The 20,176-nt window shown below is 67.5% G+C and carries 18 protein-coding genes; 10 read left to right on the forward strand and 8 right to left on the reverse strand.

Annotated elements, in window-relative coordinates:
- Positions 1–44: 44 nt before the first annotated feature.
- From ACFWZU_RS02855 to ACFWZU_RS02865, 3 genes are read right to left on the reverse strand one after another with little or no spacing between them, the layout of a single operon-like run.
- The gene (locus tag ACFWZU_RS02855; protein WP_439700167.1) at positions 45–962 is read right to left on the reverse strand and encodes a histone deacetylase family protein; all 918 of its coding nucleotides are present in this window, start codon (positions 960–962) and stop codon (positions 45–47) included.
- 11 nt (positions 963–973) lie between these two features.
- Entirely contained in the window at positions 974–1,534 is a 561-nt protein-coding gene (locus ACFWZU_RS02860; protein ID WP_439699901.1) for a cob(I)yrinic acid a,c-diamide adenosyltransferase, read from the reverse strand.
- Complete coding sequence (locus ACFWZU_RS02865; protein ID WP_439699902.1) at positions 1,534–2,133, reverse strand: hypothetical protein; 600 nt, start codon at positions 2,131–2,133, stop codon at positions 1,534–1,536. Before ACFWZU_RS02865 ends, ACFWZU_RS02860 begins: the two co-directional genes overlap by 1 nt.
- 109 nt (positions 2,134–2,242) lie before the next feature.
- Between ACFWZU_RS02865 and ubiH the strand changes: the two genes are divergently transcribed.
- From ubiH to ACFWZU_RS02880, 3 genes are all read left to right on the forward strand, one after another.
- Positions 2,243–3,463: a 2-octaprenyl-6-methoxyphenyl hydroxylase gene (gene ubiH, locus ACFWZU_RS02870; RefSeq protein WP_439699903.1), complete on the forward strand. Its 1,221-nt coding sequence runs from the start codon at positions 2,243–2,245 to the stop codon at positions 3,461–3,463.
- The gene (locus ACFWZU_RS02875) at positions 3,460–4,671 is read left to right on the forward strand and encodes an FAD-dependent oxidoreductase (RefSeq protein WP_439699904.1); all 1,212 of its coding nucleotides are present in this window, start codon (positions 3,460–3,462) and stop codon (positions 4,669–4,671) included. Before ubiH ends, ACFWZU_RS02875 begins: the two co-directional genes overlap by 4 nt.
- 70 nt (positions 4,672–4,741) lie before the next feature.
- Positions 4,742–5,524 (forward strand): dienelactone hydrolase family protein, encoded by a 783-nt coding sequence (locus tag ACFWZU_RS02880; RefSeq protein ID WP_439699905.1) that lies wholly within the window; start codon positions 4,742–4,744, stop codon positions 5,522–5,524.
- A gap of 88 nt (positions 5,525–5,612) precedes the next feature.
- On the opposite strand, the gene ACFWZU_RS02885 is transcribed toward ACFWZU_RS02880, so the two are convergent.
- Together ACFWZU_RS02885 and ACFWZU_RS02890 are read right to left on the reverse strand one after the other, a co-directional pair.
- Entirely contained in the window at positions 5,613–8,648 is a 3,036-nt protein-coding gene (locus ACFWZU_RS02885) for a diguanylate cyclase (protein ID WP_439699906.1), read from the reverse strand.
- A 93-nt stretch (positions 8,649–8,741) separates the two neighbouring features.
- Complete coding sequence (locus ACFWZU_RS02890) at positions 8,742–9,743, reverse strand: polyprenyl synthetase family protein (RefSeq protein WP_439699907.1); 1,002 nt, start codon at positions 9,741–9,743, stop codon at positions 8,742–8,744.
- A 134-nt stretch (positions 9,744–9,877) separates the two neighbouring features.
- Here ACFWZU_RS02890 and ACFWZU_RS02895 point away from each other — a divergent pair, with 134 nt between their 5' ends.
- Entirely contained in the window at positions 9,878–11,098 is a 1,221-nt protein-coding gene (locus ACFWZU_RS02895; protein WP_439699908.1) for an MFS transporter, read from the forward strand.
- 109 nt (positions 11,099–11,207) lie between these two features.
- A complete protein-coding gene (locus tag ACFWZU_RS02900) occupies positions 11,208–12,176 on the forward strand; it encodes a DedA family protein/thiosulfate sulfurtransferase GlpE (protein ID WP_439699909.1) in 969 nt (322 codons plus the stop codon).
- Here ACFWZU_RS02900 and ACFWZU_RS02905 read toward each other — a convergent pair whose 3' ends face one another.
- Positions 12,177–12,953, reverse strand: coding sequence for a hypothetical protein (locus tag ACFWZU_RS02905; protein WP_439699910.1), 777 nt, complete (start codon positions 12,951–12,953; stop codon positions 12,177–12,179). It lies immediately after the preceding gene.
- Between the two features lie 215 nt (positions 12,954–13,168).
- On the opposite strand from ACFWZU_RS02905, the gene ssb reads away from it, so the two are divergent.
- The 5 genes from ssb to ACFWZU_RS02930 all read left to right on the forward strand — a co-directional run bounded on the left by ssb (position 13,169) and on the right by ACFWZU_RS02930 (position 19,070).
- Positions 13,169–13,693: a single-stranded DNA-binding protein gene (gene ssb, locus ACFWZU_RS02910; protein ID WP_439699911.1), complete on the forward strand. Its 525-nt coding sequence runs from the start codon at positions 13,169–13,171 to the stop codon at positions 13,691–13,693.
- Positions 13,694–13,934: 241 nt separating this feature from the next.
- The gene (locus ACFWZU_RS02915; RefSeq protein WP_439699912.1) at positions 13,935–15,086 is read left to right on the forward strand and encodes a tyrosine-type recombinase/integrase; all 1,152 of its coding nucleotides are present in this window, start codon (positions 13,935–13,937) and stop codon (positions 15,084–15,086) included.
- Positions 15,083–16,675 carry a site-specific integrase gene (locus tag ACFWZU_RS02920; protein ID WP_439699913.1) on the forward strand — a complete coding sequence of 531 codons (1,593 nt, stop codon included), beginning with the start codon at positions 15,083–15,085 and terminating at the stop codon, positions 16,673–16,675. Before ACFWZU_RS02915 ends, ACFWZU_RS02920 begins: the two co-directional genes overlap by 4 nt.
- Positions 16,672–18,657 (forward strand): hypothetical protein, encoded by a 1,986-nt coding sequence (locus ACFWZU_RS02925; protein WP_439699914.1) that lies wholly within the window; start codon positions 16,672–16,674, stop codon positions 18,655–18,657. Before ACFWZU_RS02920 ends, ACFWZU_RS02925 begins: the two co-directional genes overlap by 4 nt.
- Before the next feature lie 2 nt (positions 18,658–18,659).
- Positions 18,660–19,070, forward strand: coding sequence for a hypothetical protein (locus ACFWZU_RS02930; protein WP_439699915.1), 411 nt, complete (start codon positions 18,660–18,662; stop codon positions 19,068–19,070).
- A gap of 297 nt (positions 19,071–19,367) precedes the next feature.
- Here ACFWZU_RS02930 and ACFWZU_RS02935 read toward each other — a convergent pair whose 3' ends face one another.
- Both ACFWZU_RS02935 and ACFWZU_RS02940 read right to left on the reverse strand, forming a co-directional pair.
- Positions 19,368–19,664 (reverse strand): BPSL0761 family protein, encoded by a 297-nt coding sequence (locus ACFWZU_RS02935; protein WP_439699916.1) that lies wholly within the window; start codon positions 19,662–19,664, stop codon positions 19,368–19,370.
- A gap of 166 nt (positions 19,665–19,830) precedes the next feature.
- A complete protein-coding gene (locus tag ACFWZU_RS02940; RefSeq protein WP_439699917.1) occupies positions 19,831–20,148 on the reverse strand; it encodes a helix-turn-helix domain-containing protein in 318 nt (105 codons plus the stop codon).
- Positions 20,149–20,176: the final 28 nt, after the last annotated feature.

Below are 20,176 nucleotides of genomic sequence, written 5' to 3' on the forward strand. Positions count from 1 at the left end.
GCCGCCCCGCAGGCAGGCGGAGCTCGTCGCCGATACGTCCCCGCTCAGGCCATCAACGCCGCGACATGGGCGCTGGCGCTGGCAGCCAGGGCGTCGAGGTCGTAGCCGCCTTCGAGGGTCGAAACGACGCGTCCGGCCGCATGCACCCGGGCGATGTCCACCAGCCGCGCGGTCAGCCAGCCGTAGTCGTCGGCGTCCAGTCGCAGCTGTGCGAGCGGGTCCGCGCGGTGGCCATCGAAGCCGGCCGAGACCAGCAGCAGTTGCGGACGGAACGCGTCCAGCCGCGGCAGCAGCCGCTCCTCCCAGATCTGCCGGAAAGCACCCGAGCCGGTTTCCGGCGGCAGCGGGGCGTTGAGCAGGTTGCCCACACCGGTTTCCTGCGCGCCACCGCTGCCGGGATAGAGCGGCGACTGGTGGCTGGAGACGAACAGCACGCGCGGCTCGCGCGCGAAGATGTCCTGCGTGCCGTTGCCGTGGTGCACGTCGAAGTCGGCGATCGCCACGCGCTCGAGGCCATGCCCGGCCAGCGCGTGAGCCGCGCCGACCGCAACGTTGTTGAACAGGCAGAAGCCCATCGCCTGGTCGGCCGTTGCGTGGTGGCCGGGCGGACGCACGGCGCAGAACGCCCGGCTGGCCCGTTCATTGAGGACGGCATCGACCGCGGCTGCCACGGCACCGGCAGCGCGCAGCGCGGCCTCGGCCGAGGCCGGCGACATCAGCGTGTCTTCGTCGAGGCGGGCCAGCCCGTCCGCGGGGGCGCTGGCAAGGATGCGTGCGACGTAGGCAGGATCGTGCACGCGCTCGAGTGCCTCGATGCTCGCGCGCGGCGCCTCGATACGGTCGAGCGCGGCGAAACGGTCGCGGTCCAATGCTGCCAGCACCGCGTGCAGGCGTGCGGGGGACTCGGGATGGCCGGGGCCGGGGGCGTGCTGCAGGCAGACCGGATGGGTGTAGAGCCGCAGCATCGAAGGAATCAGCCGCGCGGGCGCCGCTCGTGCTGCCAGATCACCTCGCCGTGCCCGCCGGCACGGGCCAGCACGCGGCAGAGCACGAACAGCAGGTCCGACAGCCGGTTGAGGTAGCGCTGCGCCTGCGGGCGCACGGCCTCCTCGCGCGCCAGCGCGATGACCTCGCGCTCGGCCCGGCGGCACACGGTGCGTGCCAGGTGGCCGCAGGCCGCGGCCATGCCGCCGCCCGGCAGGATGAAATCCTTCAGCGGCGGCAACGGCTCGTTGAAGCCGTCGAGTACCGATTCCAGTCGCGCAATGTCGGCGTCCTGGACCATGGCCATGCCGGGGATGCACAGCTCGCCGCCCAGGTCGAACAGTTCGTGCTGGACCTGGGTCAGCGCCTCGCGCACGTCCGGCGGGACGCCGTCACAGGCGAGCACCATGCCGATCGTGCTGTTGAGTTCGTCCACCGTGCCGTAGGCGGCCACGCGGGCCGAATCCTTCGGCACGCGCGAACCGTCGCCCAGGCCGGTGCTGCCGTCGTCGCCGGTGCGCGTGTAGATCTTCGACAGGCGGTTGCCCATCAGTGCGCCTGGCCTTCGTGGGCCAGTGCGCGGGTCAGCTGGGTTGCCAGCACGTGCACCACGGCGCCCAGGCCGACGTACAGCGCGGTCACCTGCAGGAACGGCAGGTACCAGTCCCCCATGTTCTCGAACCAGGCCGCCATGCTGCGCGGCGCCGGCACGCTGTCGCTCAGCCAGTAGAAGCTGCCGTTGGAGACCACGAAGCAGGCCGCCTCGCTGACCAGCAGCGCGGCCACGGCCAGACCCGCGGTGGAAAGCTTCAGGCCGGCCTGGCGGCGGGCCAGCCAGCTGCCGCCCAGCCACAGCGCGCCGTAGGCGGCCACGAGGAACCAGTACGCCGGCGAGACGCAGTAGTGGCTCCAGAAGTCGAGGCCCTGGCCGGTGATCACCAGGTAGTCGACCAGCACGGCCTCGGCCATCAGCAGCGGGAACGCCCAGCGCCCGGCGCCGCGCAGCCAGAAGCCGGCCAGGAAGAACACGCCCCAGGACGCATCCGGGAACGCCTCGAAGTGGTGGGTGTGCACCGCGCCGCGGGTAATGGCCATCACCAGGGCGAGTGCCAGAAAGATGCCGAGGCGCTGGGTTCGCGTCATAGCCATGAAGTGCTCCGTATGCAGGCGGCGTGAGAATGAAGGCAGGACGGGCTAGTTTAGCCGAAGCCCGTCCGGGCCATGCGACGCCCGCGTGTTCGGCCGTATCATCCACGCCATGACAGTCCCCCCCTCCCCACGCGGGCCCGTGCTGATCGTCGGCGGCGGCCTGGTCGGCGCCAGCCTGGCGATCGCGCTGGATGCGGCCGGTGTCGATGCGATGCTGGTCGAAGCCGCCGCGCCGCGCGTCGAGGCGCAGCCGAGCTACGACGAGCGCAACCTGGCGCTGGCGCGCGCCACCGTCAACGGACTGGAGGCGATCGGCGTGTGGAAGCACACGCGGGAAGGCGCCACGGCCATCGAGCACATCCATGTCAGTCGCGCGGGTGAATTCGGCAGTGCGCGGCTTGAGGCGAGCGATGCCGGCGTCGATGCTCTGGGTTGGACGCTGCCGGCGCGTGAACTGGGCGCGGCGCTGCTGCGCCGGCTGGAGGAATGCACGCGTTTGCAACGGCTCGCTCCGGCCAGGCTGGAGGCGCTCGAACCGGTCGCCGATGGCTGGCGCGCGCAGGTGCGCACCGCCGAGGGCGTGCGACAGATCGACACGCCGCTGCTGGTCGGCGCCGACGGCACCCATTCGTTTGTGCGCGAGCAACTGGGCATCGCCGCAGATACCCACGATTACGGGCAGACGCTGTTCGTCTGCACCGTCACCCCCGAACGCGAGCACGGCCATCGCGCGTACGAGCGCTTCGGCGACGAAGGCCCGGTCGCCCTGTTGCCATTGGCCGGTCGCCGCTGCGGCCTGGTGCTTACCGTGCCGGGATCGCAGGCCGAGGCGGTGGCGGCGATGGACGATGCAGACTACCTGGCGCTCGCGCAGCGCCGTTTCGGCTGGCGGCTGGGCCGCCTCGGCCGTCCGGGCAAGCGCTTTCCCTACCCGATCCAGCGCGTCGCCGCCAACCGTCTTACCGGACCACGCGCGGTGCTGGTCGGCAACGCGGCGCAGACCGTGCACCCGATCGGCGCGCAGGGCTTCAACCTGGGCCTGCGCGACGCGCTGACCCTGGCCGAGCTCGTGGCCGCCGCGGCCGACCCTGGCGACGAGCGCCTGCTCGCCACCTACGCGGCTCGCCGCGCTCCGGACCGCGACGGCACCATGGCGATGAGCCATGGCCTGGTGCAGCTGGCCTGCCTGCCACAACCGTGGCTCGGTCCGCTGCGCTCGCTGGCGCTGCTCGCCTGCGACCGCCTGCCGCCACTGAAGGATGCGGTACTCCGGCGCGGCATGGGCTTCCGCGGCGAGCCGCCGCAGGCCGTGCTGGAGCGCTCACCGTGAACGCGCGGCTCACCGAAGCGCGCCGGCGGGCGCCGCTGCTCGACGTGGCGGTGGTCGGTGGCGGCATGGTCGGCGCCGCGACGGCGCTCGCGCTGGCCCGCGCCGGTTTCGCCACGGCGCTGCTGGAAGCACGCCCGCCGACGCCCTGGCACGCCCGGGACGAGGTCGACCTGCGCGTGGTCGGGCTGGCGTCTTCGTCGGTCGCGTTGCTCGATGAGCTGGACGTCTGGGCATCCATCCGCGATTGCCGTGCCGCCTCGTACGGACGGATGCATGTGTGGGATGCGCGCACCGGCGCCGCAGTCGACTTCGATGCCATTGCCGAGGGCCGCGCCTGGCTGGGCTGGATCGTCGAGAACAACCTGGTGCAGTGGACGTTGTGGCAGGCGCTTGAAGCGGCGGGCGTGCAGCGGCTGTGCCCGGCGCAGGTGACCGGCTACGAGGCGCGCGAGGATCGCGTGCTGCTGCAGATGGAGGCCGCCGCGACCGCCAGCCTGTCCGCGCGCCTGCTGGTCGCCGCCGACGGCGCCGGCTCGCCGCTGCGCCGGTTGGCCGGGCTGGATACGCACGGCCGCGACTACGGCCAGCGGGGCGTCGTCGCGCATGTCACCACCGAACGCCCGCACCAGCACACCGCGTGGCAGCGCTTCCTGCCCGGCGGGCCGCTGGCGTTGCTGCCACTGGCCGACGGGCGCAGCTCGATCGTGTGGTCGCTGCCCGAGGCGGAGGCGCAACGCGTGCTGGCGCTGGACGATGCCGCCTTCTGCGCCGAGCTCGGCGTGGCCAGCGATTTCCGCCTCGGCCCGGTGCTCGCGACCACCCGCCGCGCCGCCTTCCCGCTCAGGCTGCAACTGGCCGACCGCTACCAGGCCGAGCGCCTGGTGCTGCTGGGCGATGCGGCGCACGCGGTGCATCCGCTGGCCGGGCAGGGCGTGAACCTGGGCTTGCGCGACGTGGCCGAGCTACGCGACACGCTGGTGGCCGCGCGCGAAGCCGGCCGCAACATTGCCGCGCCGCATGTGCTGCGCCGCTACGCGCGCCGCCGGCGCAGCGCCGACACGCTCGACGCGTGGAGCTTCGATGCGCTGGGCCGCATCTACGCCTGGCAGGCGCCGCCGCTGGTCGCGGCGCGTGCGCTGGGCGTACGGCTGGTCGACCGGCTGACGCCGCTCAAGCGACGCCTGGCCGCACACGCCGCCGGCCGATGATTCCACGCCGCGGCCGGACGCCGCGGAGCACCGGCGCGGAGCGCCACCTCACCCCACCGGAGCCGTCGCCATGCGTCGCATCCTGTTCGCCCTGCTTTCGCTTCCCCTGGCCTTCGCCGCCCAGGCGAAGATGGTGCATCGGTCGGTCGAGTGGACCGCTGGCGGCACCCGCTTCCACAGCGTGCTGGTCTACGACGACGCGGGTGCCGGCAAGCGCCCGGGCCTGGTGATGGTGCCCAACTGGTACGGGGTGAACGACCAGGCCATCAGGAAGGCCGAGATGATCGCCGGCAAGCAGTATGTGATCCTGCTCACCGACATGTACGGGCAGGACGTTCGCCCGACCAGCAACGACGAGGCGAAGGCCGCGGTGCAACCGCTCTACGCCGACCGCGGGCTGATGCGCCACCGCGTGAACACGGCGCTGGCGCAACTGAAGGCCCAGGCCGGCACCGCGCCGCTGGACACCGGCAAGCTCGCCGCGATCGGCTTCTGCTTCGGTGGCTCGGCGGTGCTGGACCTCGCCCGCAGCGGCGCCGACGTCGCCGCGGTGGTGTCCTTCCATGGCGCCCTGGCGGCCGGCAAGCCGGCGCTGCCGGACCACTTCAAGGCGCGCGTGCTCGCCATGAACGGGGCCGACGACAAGGGCACCATGCCCGATGCCGGCGCGTTCATGGACGAGATGCGCGCCAGCGCGGCCGACTGGCAGTTCGTGGTGCTCGGCAACGCGGTGCATTGCTTCACCGAAGTCGGCGAGAACGCACCCGGCTGCAAGTACGACGCCCGCGCCGCTGCGCGCAGCTATCGCATGATGCACGACTGGCTGGACGCGGCGTTTGCCGATCGACCGTAGTCGGCCCACGTAGGGTGGGCTTCAGCCCACCAGCCCGGCTTCGGGAGCGAGCGGTGGGCTGAAGCCCACCCTACGGTGCTCGCGCAGCTTACGAGGCCGCGACGCGGTTGCGGCCATCCCGCTTGGCCCGGTACAGCCGCGCATCGGCGCGCGCGATCAGCTCGTGCGTGCGTTCGCCGGGCTTGAGTTGCGCGGCCCCGATGCTGGCGGTCAGGCGCAGGCAATGGTCGCCATGGTCGACCTCCATGGTTGCGATTGCCGAACGCATCGCTTCGGCGCGCTGCGCGGCCGTGGCGAGGTCCGCACCCTGCATCACCACCATCAGTTCCTCGCCGCCGTAGCGGCCGAGTCGGTCGTCCTTGCGGCACAGCGCGGCGACGCGCTGTGCCGCGCTTCGAAGCGCGGCATCGCCGGCCTGGTGGCCGTGGGTGTCGTTGAGCGCCTTGAACGCATCCAGGTCGAGCATCAGGATCGACAGCGGCGCGCCCGTGCGCTGCGCGGTCTCGTGTGCGAGTTCGAGCTGGCGCATCAGCTCGCGCCGGTTGAGCAGGCCGGTCAGCTCGTCGACGCTGGCCAGCCGGTTGAGCCGCTCGTTGGCTTCCTGCAATTCGTGCGTGCGCTCCTGCACCAGTTGCGCAAGGCGGTCGGCACGGGCGAGCAGGTAGCGCGTGCGCAGGCGTACCAGCAGGTAGACCAGCGCCACGCCGAGCAGGCCCAGCACGATGCGCACCCAGCCCCGTTCGTACCAGCGGCCACGTACTTCCAGCGGGATCACGTCCTGCACCGTGCGTGCGTGCAGTCCGGGGATGTCGGCCTGCAGCCACAGGCGGTAGTTGCCACCGGGCAGATTCGTGTACGCCGCCGATGGCGGCACGCCGGACTCCAGTTCGGTCCACTGGGCGTCGAAGCCCTCCAGCCGGTAGCGGTAACGCACGTCGTCGGTGGCGGTGTAGTCGAGCAGGGCGAAGCCCAGCCGCAGCGCATGCACGTTGTCCAGCGGCAGTGGACGCCGTGCGGTCGGCAGCGCGGCGTAAGGCAGCGGCTTGCCATCGCGCAGTGCCGCGGTCACGGCCAGTGGCGCATCCGACTGGCGTGGCCGCACCTGCGGCGTGGGTTCGATCACGGTGAGTCCGCTGAGCCCGCCGAACAGCAGCTCGCCGGAGGGGCCCAGCGCGGCGGTGCGGTGGTTGTAGAAGCGCGCGCCGAGTCCGTCGCGTGCGCCCAGCGAGCGGATCCGGCCGGTCGCCGGTTCGTACACGGCCAGGCCGTTGGCGGTGGCGATCCACAGCCGGCCAAGGCGGTCGGCGAGCACGCTGGCGACGTTGTCGCTGCCCAGGCCGTCGCTGCCGCGCAGCACGGTGAAGCGGTAGCCGTGCGGGCCCGGCGGTGTCGCCGGCGTGGCGGCCAGCCCGCCGTAAGTGCCGACCCAGATACGGCCGCCCAGCTCGACCACGGAGCCGGCGTAGTTCTGCGGCAGGCTGCCCGGGTTGCCATCCTCGTGTACCAGGTTTTCGAACCCGCCTGCATCCGCGCGAAGGATGCTGATGCCGCCGCTGGTGGCGATCCACACGCTGCCGTCGGACAGCACCGCGATGTTGCGCACCTGGTCGTCGACCAGGCTGCGCGGGTCGCCCGGTTCGTGCCGGTAGTGCGTGACGTGCCGCGTGCGGTCGATTCGGTAGAGGCCATCGTAGGTGCCGACCAGCAGCTCATCGCGCCAGGTGCGCAGGGCGAGGATCGGCCGCGTGTCGAGGCCGTCGACCGACCACGGGCGGATCGCCAGCGACGCCGGGTCGATCGTGACCAGCCCGCGCGCTCCAGCCACGATGCGCCCGTCCGGCAGCGTGTCGATCGCGCGCACGTCCTGATCCTGCTGCGCGCCGTCCAGGGTCAGCAGGCGGATCTGGCCGCTGGCCGGATCGACACGCGCGAGGCGGCCGCGGTTGAAGCCGAGCCAGATCGCGCCCTGGCGGTCGGTATGGACGCTGCGCACGTTCTCGTCGAGGTTGGCATCCTGGCGACCGAACAGCGCCAGCCCGTCCAGCGTGTGCACGAGGGTCGGGCGCGTGTCGCAGCGCGAGGCGTCGGTCTCGGTGGCCGCCCACAGGCCACTGGAGCGGTCCAGGAACAGCGCCCGCACGATGTTGCCGCCCAGCGAGCCCGGGCGCGCATTGTCGTGGCGCAGGGTGTCCAGCGTACCGTGGTGGGGGTCGTAGACGGCCACGCCCACGCCATCGGTGGCGATCCACAACCGGCCGTCCGGCGCTGCCAGCAGGTCGCGGATGGTGCGGTGCTGGATCGCCGGCGCGTCGCCATCGAGCCCGGGCGGCACGCGCGCGTGGCCCTGGCGATCGATCACCGCCACGCCGCGGGTGCCGCTGCCCACCCACAGGTTGCCGGCCACATCCTCGCGCAGCGCCCAGATGTCCTCGTCCAGTACAAGGCTGGCGTCATCGTCGCCGCGGAACCGCACGAAGTGCGTCGTGCCGGCGCGCCGCAGGTACAGGCCTTCGCCGCTGCCCACCCACAGGTTGCCGCGCCGGTCCTGGCGCACGGCGAACACCGCCACGTCCGCCGGCAGGCCGGCGTCGGCCGAGGGCCGCTCGATCGTTCGCAGGTCGTTGCGCAGGTGGCTGAGCCCGTTCTGTCCGCCGACCCAGAAACCGCCCGCGCCGTCCGGGGCCAGGGTGAGGACGTGCGGGCCGGTGCCGTGGGCGGGCGAGGCGTCGTAGGTGGAGAAGCGGTTGTCGCGCGGGTCGAAACGAGCCAGCCCGCCGGCGGAGGTGCCGACGATCAGGCTGCCGTCGGGCGCGGCCTGCAGCGCGCGGATGTAGTTGTCCGGCAGGCCGCCGGGGCCGGACTGGCGGAACACCTGCACGCGGTAGCCGTCGTAGCGCACCAGCCCGCCGAAGGTGCCGATCCAGATCAGGCCGTCGCGGTCCTGTGCGAACGCGGTGGTGGTGGCGTGCGGCAGGCCCGCGCGCACGGTGAGGTGCTCGAAGGCCAGGCTGTCCCAGTGCGACCAGTCGGCGGCCGGGGCCGCGGCGACGGTCGTCGCGGGCAGCAGCAGCGCCAGCCCCAGCAGCGCGAGGGCCAGCCAACGGAGGGGGCGTGAGGAGGGCATCGGGGCCGTCATCGGCCGAAGCGCGGACGGCTTGAACACCGGCGCCGGGCGCGGCCCGCGGAAGCGGTCGGCCAGGCGCGCGGCACGGGCGGCTTAGGCGCTGCGCTCGACCGCGTAGGCGGCCAGTGCATCCAGCGCCTCGCGATAGGGCGTGGCGGGCAGCACCGCCAGCGCGGCGCGGGCGGCCTCGGCGTGCGCCACGGCGCGCTCGTGCGTGCGTTCCAGCGCACCGCTGCGGCGGATGGTGGCGAGCACGCGGTCCAGTGCGGTGAGGTCGCCGTGTTCGATGGCCTGGCGCATCGCCTGCGTTTCGTCGGCCGTGGCCTGCTTCAGGGCGTAGATCACCGGCAGCGTCGGCTTGCCCTCGGCCAGGTCGTCGCCGATGTTCTTGCCCAGGGTGTCGGCGTCGCTGGTGTAGTCGAGCAGGTCGTCGGCGATCTGGAAGGCGTAGCCCAGTTCCATGCCGTAGCGGCGCAGCGCGGCGACCTGGTCGGTCGGCAGGCCGCCGAGCAGGCCGCCCAGTTCGGTGGCGGCGGCGAACAGCACCGCGGTCTTGCGCTCGATCACCGCCAGGTACGCCGCCTCGTCGACGTCGGCATTGCCGATATTGAGCAGCTGCAGCACCTCGCCCTCGGCGATGGTGTTGGTGGTATCGGCCAGGATGCGCATCACGCGCATGTCGTCCAATTCCACCATCAGCTGGAACGAGCGCGAGTACAGGAAGTCGCCGACCAGCACGCTGGCGGCGTTGCCCCACAGCGCGTTGGCGGTCTTGCGGCCACGACGCAGGTCGGACTCGTCGACCACGTCGTCGTGCAGCAGGGTAGAGGTATGGATGAATTCGATCACCGCGGCCAGCTTGATGTGCTGCGCGCCCGCGTAGCCGGCGGCGCCGGCGGCCAGCACGTGCAGCATCGGGCGCAGGCGCTTGCCGCCGCCGGCGATGATGTGGTCGGCGATCTGGTTGATCAGCACCACGTCGGAGGCCAGCCGCGCACGGATCAGCGCGTCCACGCGCTGCATGTCGGCGGCGGCCAGTTCACGCACGGCGGCGAAGTCGGCGGTTCGGCTGGCGTCGGCGGGCATCGGTTGCATGGGCGTCCGGGTGGCAAGACGGGCGATTATAGGGCCAGCTCTGCCGTGTGCGGCGGCGCGACATGGCGCCGCAACCGGGCATTCCGAGGCGATCCCTATAATGGGCCGATGACTTCCCGCCCGTTCCCCTTCCGGTGAGCAAGCTCTCGCCCCTCGAGCGCCGCAGTGCGCTGACCCTGGCCTGCGTCATCAGCCTGCGCCTGTTCGGGCTGTTCCTGATCATGCCGGTGTTCTCGCTCTACGCGAAGCAGATGCCGGACGCGAGCGGCCTGCTGATCGGCCTGGCGCTGGGCGTGTACGGGCTGGGCCAGGTGCTGCTGCAGATCCCGCTGGGCCTGTTGTCGGACCGGATCGGGCGCAAGCCGGCGATCACCATCGGCCTGCTCATCTTTGCCGTCGGCGGGCTGGTGGCGGCGATGTCGCACACGCTGATGGGGATCGTGGCCGGCCGCGCGCTGCAGGGCATGGGCGCGGTGGCCGGCGCAGGCACCGCGCTGGCCGCCGACCTCACCCGCGAAGACCAGCGCGGCAAGGTGATGGGCATCATCGGCGTGTCGATCGGCGTGGCGTTCCTGCTGGCACTGATCCTGGGGCCGCCGCTGGAGGCGGTGGCCGGGCTGCCCGGGCTGTTCGGCGCCACCTCGATACTGGCACTGGCCTCGCTGGTGCTGCTGTGGCTGATCGTGCCCACGCCGCAGCGTGCGCAGGCGCCCGCCGCGGCGAGCCTCGGCGGCGTGCTGGCCATGCTGCGTGACGGCCGGTTGCTGGTGCTCAATGGCTCGGTGTTCTTCCTGCACCTGCTGCTGACGGCGAGCTTCGTCGGCCTGCCGCTGCTGCTGGCCGAGCGGCTGCACCTGCCGGCGGAGCGCCACTGGGAGCTGTACCTGCCGGTGATGACGATCGCCGCGCTGGTGATGGGCTCGGCCATGCACCGCATGAAGGAGATCGGCCAGAGCCTGCGCATTGTGCTGGTGTGCGTGGCGGCCATCGGGCTGGCGTTGCTCGGCTTTGCGCAGTCGGGCGGGCATCTGGCCTGGCTCGGCGTGTCGGCGGCGGCGTTCTTCTCGGCGTTCAACCTGCTGGAAGCGGCACTGCCCAGCCTGGTGTCGCGGCTGGCACCAGCGCACCTGCGCGGCGCGGCGATGGGTGCGTACTCGACCAGCCAGTTCGTCGGCGCCTTCGTCGGCGGCGCCATCGGCGGTATCGCGCTGGGCCGGCTGGGCGTGAGCGGCGTGTTCCTGTGCGCGGCGGCGACCACGCTGCTGTGGTTGCCGCTGGTGGCGTTCGGTGCCCGGCGCATCGCCGCGCGCAGTGCCGCCGAACAGGCGGCCGCCGCCGCAAGCCCGGGGCAGTAGGGCGCCGGCCGCAGCCCTTTCGGCCGCTGCCGGCCCGCCGGTTGCCCGGGATTGCGCCACGTCGTGGCCGCCCCCATATGGCGCGGCATCACTCCACGCGAGCCCGCCCGTGGCCCACCAGATCGTCGCGCTGATCGCCGAATACGGCCTGCTGCTGGTCTTCCTCAACGTGCTGGTCGAGCAGGCCGGGCTGCCGCTGCCGGCCGTACCGACGCTGGTGGTGGCCGGCGCGCTGGCCGCGGCCGGCAAGCTGCCGTTGTGGGGCGTACTGCTGGTGGCGCTGGCCGGGTGCCTGCTCAGCGACTTCGCCTGGTACGCCGCCGGCCGACGCTACGGCGCGGGGGTGATGCGCACGCTGTGCCGCATCTCGCTGTCGCCCGACTCCTGCGTGAAGCAATCGGAACTGCGCTTCCAGCGCTGGCGTGGAGCGGTGCTGCTGGTGGCCAAGTTCGTGCCGGGGCTGTCGACCGTGGCGCCACCGCTGGTTGGCGCGTGGGGCCTGGCGCCGCGGCTGTTCCTGCTGTTCGACGCGCTCGGTTCGCTGCTCTGGGCCGGCGTGGCGGTGGCGCTGGGCTATGCGTTCTCCGGCGAGGTGGAGCGCGTGCTGGCGGCGTTCGAGGGTACCGGGGCGCTGGCCCTGCAACTGCTGGGCGCGATGCTCGCGCTCTACATCCTGTTCAAGTGGTGGCAGCGCCGGCGACTGCTGGTGGCGTTGCGCATGGCCCGGATCGAGGTGGACGAGCTGGCGCAGGCACTGCGCTCGGCGCGGCCGCCGCTGGTGTTCGACGTGCGCGCGGCCGGCTCGCGCGAGCTTGACGACCGCGCGATTCCCGGCGCACTGGCATTCGATCCGCCGGCGCTGGACGCCGTACTGGCGGGCGTGCCGCACGAGCGCGAGCTGGTGCTTTACTGCAACTGCCCCAACGAAGTGTCGGCCGCCCGTGCGGCGCAGCTCCTGATGGCGCAGGGCTACCGGCGCGTGCGTCCGCTGCGCGGCGGGCTCCAGGCCTGGGTGGCCGCCGGGCACCTCGTCGGTCGTCTCCCGGCCCTGCCGCGGGGCGCCACGCCGGCGCTCTGATCAGCGCAGCCGGCAGCGGCCCGTCAGGGGCTGGCGCGCGGCGTCCTGCACGGCGGCGCTGGCGTCGTCGACCGGCTCGGGCGGCGCGAAGTCGATCCGGACTGTCAGGTTGCGCCCCTCGACGTCGCGGATATTGGCGATGCCGCGGAATCGCCAGAGCGCCCGGCTGCGCGCGTCGTAGGCCACGTCCAGATGCGGCAGGGCGAAGCCGATCAGGCTGTCGAGCCCCAGCCGGAAGCGCCGCACCGGGCGGCCGTCGATCACCTGGTCCGGCAGGCGACGCACCCTGAAGTCGAGCGTGCCGAGCCGGCTGGGCAGCAGGAACGGCACGCTGAGGCTGGCGTCCGGGGCGAGGTTCCAGTGCGCGCGCAGGAAGGCATCGAAGCCCGCGTCGATCACCGGCGCGGGTGCCTCATCCAGCAGAACACTGCGCTCGGCGCTGCCGGCATCGCGCCGCACGAACATCTCGCGGCGGCCATCCGCGCGCCGGCGCACGCCCTCGCGGTAGCCGCGGCGCGCATCCTCCAGTTCGAAGTCGGGCGACGCCGGCAGCCCATGGTCGCGCACCCACTTGCGCGCGAACGGCCCGCCGTCCGGACAGCGATACAGCACCAGGCGGGTGCGTCCCTCCGGCGTGGCAAAGACCCAGTGCGACTCGCGGTAGAGCAGGCGGCCATCGTCAGCGTAGGCGCGGGCTTCGAGGTGGACGGCGGGCGTGGCGCCGAATGCGGCCGCCAGCGGCAGGGCCAGGCACAGGCCCAGGGCGAGGCGGGGCACGGTGCGAAACGTTGGCAAGGCGGTCTCCGGCGGCCCAGGGTCGCCGGCGAACCGGCATGCAGGCAGATACGGTCAACACGCCGGGGCGGATGCGGACAGCGGCCGGCGCGCGCAGCCGGGGCGGGAAGCTATGATAGGGGTCGAGCCGCCGGCGACCCCGGCGAACCCATGACGAGGCGGGCGTGCGCCGGCCGCCAGCAAAGCGAGGAATTTCCATGGCACGCGGCATCAACAAGGTCATCATCGTCGGCAACCTGGGCGCCGATCCGGAGGTGCGCTACACCGGCGGCGGTACCGCGGTGTGCAGCCTGAGCGTCGCCACCTCGGAGCAGTGGACCGACAAGCAGTCCGGCGAGAAGCAGGAACGTACCGAGTGGCACCGCGTGAAGCTGTTCGGCAAGCTCGCCGAGATCGCCGGCGAGTACCTGAAGAAGGGCCGCCAGGTCTACATCGAAGGCTCGCTGCGCACCGACAAGTACACCGACAAGAGCGGCGTGGAGAAGTACTCCACCGACATCATCGCCAACGACATGCAGATGCTCGGCGGCATGGGCGGTGAAGGCGGTGGCGGCGGTGGCGGTGGCTTCCGCGAGCGCCCGCAGGGCGGCGGCCAGCGCCAGGGCGGCTACGGCGGCGGCCAGCCCCGCGGTGGCAACGACTACGGCAACGCTCCGCGCCAGAACGCCCCGGCGCCGGCCGAGAGCAGCGGCGGCTTCGACGACGACGACATCCCGTTCTAGAGGACACCTTAGACCGTCTTTGTACGGTTTTGACTCTCAAGCCCCCGATTCGTCGGGGGTTTTTCTTTTTTGGACTGGACGATTTCGTACCACGCTCCGTCCCGACTCGTCTCCTAAGCTGCGCCTTGAGAACTGTTGCGAGCTACTAATTGGGGCGGAGATGCAACTGAGATACAGAACTCGAGGTTTCGTCATGGGAGATGGTGAAAGGTGCCGAGTGCTTGTTGATCCTCGCTCGGGCATGCCCCTCTTCTATCCGAACCTGTTTGTAACGACACAGGTGCGCAATCGATCACTGTCGGTAGCGAGCATGGATGCTGCATGTGCTGCCATCAACGTGTTCCTTACCCATTGCAGCCAGTGCGGTATTGATCAGGAGGGCCGGATCAGAGATCGGCGCTTCTTGAGCCCCGCGGAGCTGGACGCGATCAGAGACGTTTGCCAAAAGCGGTTTGGCAAGCATGGCAGCGCAGTGGTAGTACCTCTTCGGCATAACAAGGCAAAGCAGCGGGTACAAACTGGGAGCGAGTACGTCCGCCTGACGCATGTGGCCAACTACCTACGCTGGCTATCCCACACCCTGCTGGGTTCCACACTGGACGAGTCGGCCGCGCGCCAAATTGAGCTGGTCCATCGTGGACTGACGAGTCGCCGGCCCATCGGAAGGCGATGCGCTGATGTAAAGATGGGGCCGACTTCTGAACAAGTAGCGACGCTCCGTGAGGTAGTGGATCCCGAAGGGGAAAGGTCGCCTTTTCGCCACACCAGCGTGCGTATAAGAAACGCACTGATGATGGATCTGTTGTTCTACCTAGGCATCCGTGGTGGAGAGCTTCTCAGCCTCTGCACGACCGATATCGACTGGGGCCGCTGCCAGATCGTGATTGCCCGTCGCCCGGACGAAAGAACGGATCCCCGCCAACGCCAGCCCTTGGTTAAGACGCTCGATCGTCGAATCCCTTTGAGCGACATGCTTGTCGCTCGATTGCACACCTACATAGTCAAGCATCGCAACAAGGTGCCGGGGGCAAGACGACATGTCTTTCTCTTTGTCACTCATAAGAGTGGAGCGACGCTGGGGGATCCCCTTTCCATTTCCAGCTACCAGAAGATGATCCGGTCTGTCGCCGCTGCTTCGCCTGAGCTCAAGGGACTCCACGGGCACTTGCTTCGACACGGCTGGAATGAACGCTTCTCCGAATATATGGACCGACAAGAGGCCCCACCATCTCCGGAGCAGCAGGAAGCTATGCGCTCCTATGCACAAGGTTGGAAGGAGGGTTCCGGTACCTCAGCAACGTACAACCGTCGATTCGTCGAGCGAAAGGCTCACGAGACGCAACTTCAGCTCCAGAACGAAACGGTCCGGCTGCCGAAAGGAATTGACAAGTGATCACGAAAAAAGCGCAACCACTGAAGACATCGAGCGGCCCGGAATCGGGGGCTTTGAGTGATCTGCTGACTCCGGGACGTGAGTACCATTCGCTCTATGGATACGCATTTGTCGTTACAAGCCCCAGGTGGGAGCTATCCAAAGGCATCAACCTCAATGTGGGTTCTCTGTTGGAGAAGCTTGACCCAAGTATTGCGGACGGCTTCGTGGCGACGCTTCTGCATTTTGCAAGAACCGCGTCAGCGCATCACGCCAAGAACTACTTAGTGCGATATCACCACATGGTTGATGTCGTGGGTGGTGTACTGAGCACTACGACGCTCATCAATTTTAGGTCGACGTTAGATCGCACTTCGGAGCATCACTTAGGTGGGCTCCGGAGCTTCCTCTATAAGTGGAATGAGCTCGGCTATCCAGGAGTGGATGCCTCAATCGTTGATCTCCTTCGTGGTTGGACACTCAGAGGGAATATCAAAGGCGATGCCGTTCAGCGCAGGGATCCAGAGAAAGGCGATCTCACGGAGAACGAGTTGATCGCCTTTAACGAGGGGGCTGCGAGGGCTTTTGAAAAGGAGCTACTTACCGCCACCGAACTCGCGATGGCCCTTCTGCTCAGTTGTAGCGGGCGTAGGTCGCGGCAAATCTCCCACATGAAGGTAATGGACGTGGAGATGTCTGCCCGTAAGGCCAATGACGAGGGTCAGGGGCTGATTCGTATCCCTCGTGCAAAGCAACGAGGAGCCGGTTTCCGCGATAGGTTCAATACGTTTCGCGCCTCAGGCGAGCTATGGACCATTTTGCGTGCGCAGCGAAAACAGTGTATCCGCGATGCAGAGCTTGCCGTTGGACGTGCACTGGATGCGGATGAGCGGCAGTTGTTGCCTCTATTTCCCGATGCTGATGCATTCCGATCGATCACCTCTTTCGCCGAGTTCCAATCGCTCCTGGGCACGGACCGGCTTCACTGCAGCCCAGATCTAATTAACCAAGTCCTGAAGAAAGTTGTCGAAGCATCCGGCTGCTATTCTGAACGGACGGGCAGGCTGCTAAGCGTAACCTCGCGCCGCTTTCGCTACACAACCGGAACGCGAGCTGCCCGCCAAGGCATTGGGCTGAGCGGTATCGCAGAGTTGCTCGACCATACGGATACCCAGAATGCGGACGTTTACGTCAAGAACATCCCGGAGCATGTGGCGGCCATTGATGCCGCTGTAGGCCATCAGCTAGCGCCCTATGCGCAAGCCTTCCAAGGCGTCGTCGTTGACTCAGAGGGTGACGCGAAGCGAGGTGATGACCCTACCAGCCGGATCCGTCATCGCGGTCGTGGGACGGCAACATGCGGGAAGTACGGGAGCTGCGGGGCTAATGTGCCGATCCCTTGCTACACCTGCATGTTCTTTCAGCCTTGGCTGGATGGCCCGCATGAGGCCGTCTACTCTGAGCTGCTGGCTGAAAGAGCACGCATCTTAGAGGAGACAGGGGACGAAACGATCGCCGCCATCAATGACCGAACGATATTTGCTGTGGCGGAGGTGATACGCCGTTGCGAGGAGCGACGTGAAGAGCTCGCTGCCGGAGGGAGTGTATGAGCGGAAACATTGTCCACTTCGTGCCGCCGTCGGTTCGTAGGGTCGCCGACAACCGTGAGGCGTTCATCCGGCTCTGTCGAGATGATCTTACGGTGTTTGGTCGTGACTTGAACTGGGCGAGCTGGAAGTGGCCTGGAGCCCTGTTTACCAAGATGAGTGTTCCCTCACGGGGCGTTTCAGCCGATGACCTACTTGATAGCGGAATCATGGAGTTTGCCAAGGCCTACTTTCGCTATCAGCAAGGCATGAAGCCAACCGGAACAAAGAACGAATTGAAGGCAATCAGGGCAATTGAGGCTGCGTTGCTGTCTTGCCGAGAAAGGGTCGATATTGATCTGGTAGACGCAGATGTGCTCGATCGCGCAGAGCAACTGTCGAGGGAGCACTACTCGGAAGCGGCTGCCTACCATGCCGCACGAGAGCTGGAGCGGCTCGCAGTATTTCTTGATAAGAATCGTCTCGTGAGAGCAGCGGTTGGTCAGTGGAAGCGGTCCACGCGCAAGCCTAGAGACGTTACGATCCAGACCGGTCCGGACGCACGGGCTAAACAGGCGGCAAAACTACCATCGCAGGATGCCCTCAACGCGCTAGCGGAAATCTTTTCGAATAATCCCGACGATCCACGAGACATTTTCACGGCGTCAACTTTTGCGATGACGCTCTGCGCGCCTGTTCGTATCACAGAAGTGCTTGAGCTTCCGGCTGACTGCGAGGTGGAGGAGCCGGATTTCAACGGTATCAATCGTTACGGTTGGAGGTTCTATTCCGGCAAGGGTTACGAGGGTGACATCAGATGGATTCCGTCTGTTATGGTCCCCATCGCCAAAGAGGCCATCGCTCGCGTTCGAGCACTCACCGAGCCGGCGCGGTGTCTGGCACGTTGGTTGGAATCACATCCGGACGAATTCTTCGGTCATCCTGGTTGTCCTCCGGTAGCACAGGACATGCCGCTTAGTGGCGACCAAGTTTGTGCAGCGTTGGGAGTCAAATCGCTGTGGGGCGCGGGGCTATCTAGACGGCCGGAGGGCTATACGCTTCGCGATCTTGCGCATTGGATAAAGGCGAAGCAGCCCGAAGACTTCCCGTGGGTGAGTCGTAGGGCGAACGTTAGATTCAGCAACGCCCTCTTTTGCATGACCAAAAATCAGCTTCACGCCCAGCGGGGGGCGAGCCCTGTGATCTTGTGGTCACCAACGGGAACCGTCTTCAATAGTGACCTGGGGCCGCGTCCCGGCGTTGAGTCCGAGCATCGATCGATTTTTGACCGTTATGGTTACCACGATAGTGATGGGGAGCGTTTGAAGCTAACGTCACACCAGGCGCGTCACCTTCTCAATACGATCGCCAATCGTGGCGGGATGTCGCAAGACCTCATCGCTAAATGGTCTGGAAGAGCTGACAAGAAGCAGAACCGCGTCTACAACCATATGGACGAGTTCGAGCGGGTCGCTGAGGCCGAGACGATCGACCCAGGGAGGGAGCTATTTGGTCCGGACGGCCAAGTGTCGGCTCATGCGCCGATCTCGATGAACGACCTGGCGCTGGTAGAGCGTGGGGCCGTCCACGCAACAGACTACGGAGTCTGTGTCCACGACTATGTGGTCAGCCCGTGCGACCGATTTCGCGATTGCTTGAACTGCCATGAGCAAGTATGCATCAAGGGAGACATGGAAAAGGAGAAGCGAATTCGCCTGCGCAAGCGGGAGGTTGAGATTGACTTGGCCGCTGCGCGCGACGCCGTGGACAAGGGATACATGGGTGCCGACCGGTGGTTGGAACATCATGAAAAGCTAGGTCGCCGGCTCGCACAGTTGGTGGCTATTCTCGACGATCCGGCCTATCCGAACGGTTCTTTAATCAAGCTGAGCGATGGCGGTGACTACAGTCATCTGGGCCGTGCCATCAAAGAAAAGCTTTTGCATGACACGCTTGAGGCCCCGGGTCACCGCCTTGGCCACTCTCCCGCGCTCGAAGAGAAGTAGCTATGGCTCAGCACCTCAAGTCTCGTGAGGTAAAGGTCATCGTGGAATGTATTCGCGGGTGGCCAGACGCGAAAATCACCTGGGAGAGGATATGTGCTGAGGCCGCTCAACTCCTTGGTCGCAGGCCTTCCAGGCAGACGCTGCACTCGAATGACGCAATCAAGATCGCTTATAAAGCGAGGCGCGACGGATTAAAGATCCGCGGTGCTCGCGCTCCGATGCCCAGCAGCCTTGCCATTGCAGCGCGGCGGCTTGCTCGCCAGCAGAGTGAGATTGATGAGCTCAAGGCGCAAAACAGCGCGTTGTTGGAGCGATTCGTTCGCTGGCAATACAACGCCTACAAGCACGGCATGACCGAGGCGCAGTTGGAAGCTGACCTACCGAGAATCAATCGAGGGCGCTCGGTGAAGTGATGGCGGGAGCTTCATTGGGCTTCGGGTCAGATCGTGCTGATGCGGATGTCCGGCAGGGCCAGGCGTAAGCGCCTTAGGCCTTACTCAATTTGTCACGTGGCAGTACAACGCTCACAAAAGGGGGCTCACGAAGTTCGAACTTGATGCCTCGCTTCTGAGAATAGATCGGGAGAGGTCTGAACCAAACAAGTGCGCCTGACAGGCTTGCCTCTTGGGGGAGGGGCTCCCAAGCAGCCATTTGCGTCGCGTGATAGCTGAAGACGACTCTTTTGGCGAGCGAATCAGGTGATCCTAAGGCTAGTTGGTGGGTGCCCCGGGCGCGTATTGCTCTAACCAGGCGGGGTCAATGTTTGGTGTGAGAATGTTCGACCCGCCAGCTAGGCTTGCTAGTAGACGCAGCGTGCTTTCGGTTGGGTAGTGCCGTGCGAGCCGACGAGCCTCCTCGCGGATGGCAGCCGGGACGCGCGGATGCATGCTCAATTCCTTCAGGAAGGCCCCTGCCTGCAGCATGCTGCGAGTGCGTTCGTCTGGCATAGTCATTCGCGGTCTCCGGGATGGGGCGTTGCACTGTATCTGCTGATGCTTCCCCTCCATGAGAGACACAAGGCGCGACGACAGAAAGGGTATAGAAAAGAGGTCTTGCGGAATTAGGCAACCGGAATTGAGCTAGCTAGACCGCACTTATGCTCCCGTGCCGGGTCGCGTGAACGAATTGATTGGGGGCACCGTCCCGGGGGAACCTTTCTTTAATCCGCGTACATCATGCGTTTTCAATAGATTTCAGGAGGCGATCCTTCTCGACTGGCAATAGCCGTTCAAAGGCCAGTATCAGCCGAGCTAGGCGGTCGTCGTCGGTGAACAGGTAGGCAGTGGGCACCCGCAGAGCTCGAGCAAGCCGTTCAATGCTAGCCAGGTCCGGCTGGTGGACCCCCAGCTCGTATCGATTTATTCGTGTACTAGCCACGAAGGGATCCAAGCCTGCATGGATGCCAAGTTCCTTCTGTGAGAGCTGGCGCGCGAGCCGTACCTCCTTGAGCCGGCGCTGAAAAACCAGCCGTACGTCTGTCGCGCGTGGCACATCTTGAGCCTGGTAGGGAGACCCTACG

The sequence above is a fragment of the Frateuria sp. GZRR33 genome, assembly GCF_051900425.1.
Taxonomy (GTDB): domain Bacteria; phylum Pseudomonadota; class Gammaproteobacteria; order Xanthomonadales; family Rhodanobacteraceae; genus Frateuria_A.

Excerpts from the sequence above, each read along its gene's own strand:
- ssb (WP_439699911.1), top strand. The coding sequence starts at position 13,169 with ATGGCACGCGGCATCAACAAGGTCATCATCGTCGGCAACCTGGGCGCC.
- ACFWZU_RS02930 (WP_439699915.1), top strand. The coding sequence starts at position 18,660 with ATGGCTCAGCACCTCAAGTCTCGTGAGGTAAAGGTCATCGTGGAATGT.
- ACFWZU_RS02925 (WP_439699914.1), top strand. The coding sequence starts at position 16,672 with ATGAGCGGAAACATTGTCCACTTCGTGCCGCCGTCGGTTCGTAGGGTC.
- ACFWZU_RS02890 (WP_439699907.1), bottom strand. The coding sequence starts at position 9,743 with ATGCAACCGATGCCCGCCGACGCCAGCCGAACCGCCGACTTCGCCGCC.
- ACFWZU_RS02880 (WP_439699905.1), top strand. The coding sequence starts at position 4,742 with ATGCGTCGCATCCTGTTCGCCCTGCTTTCGCTTCCCCTGGCCTTCGCC.
- ACFWZU_RS02885 (WP_439699906.1), bottom strand. The coding sequence starts at position 8,648 with ATGCCCTCCTCACGCCCCCTCCGTTGGCTGGCCCTCGCGCTGCTGGGG.
- ACFWZU_RS02865 (WP_439699902.1), bottom strand. The coding sequence starts at position 2,133 with ATGGCTATGACGCGAACCCAGCGCCTCGGCATCTTTCTGGCACTCGCC.
- ACFWZU_RS02915 (WP_439699912.1), top strand. The coding sequence starts at position 13,935 with ATGCCCCTCTTCTATCCGAACCTGTTTGTAACGACACAGGTGCGCAAT.
- ubiH (WP_439699903.1), top strand. The coding sequence starts at position 2,243 with ATGACAGTCCCCCCCTCCCCACGCGGGCCCGTGCTGATCGTCGGCGGC.
- ACFWZU_RS02860 (WP_439699901.1), bottom strand. The coding sequence starts at position 1,534 with ATGGGCAACCGCCTGTCGAAGATCTACACGCGCACCGGCGACGACGGC.
- ACFWZU_RS02935 (WP_439699916.1), bottom strand. The coding sequence starts at position 19,664 with ATGGAGGGGAAGCATCAGCAGATACAGTGCAACGCCCCATCCCGGAGA.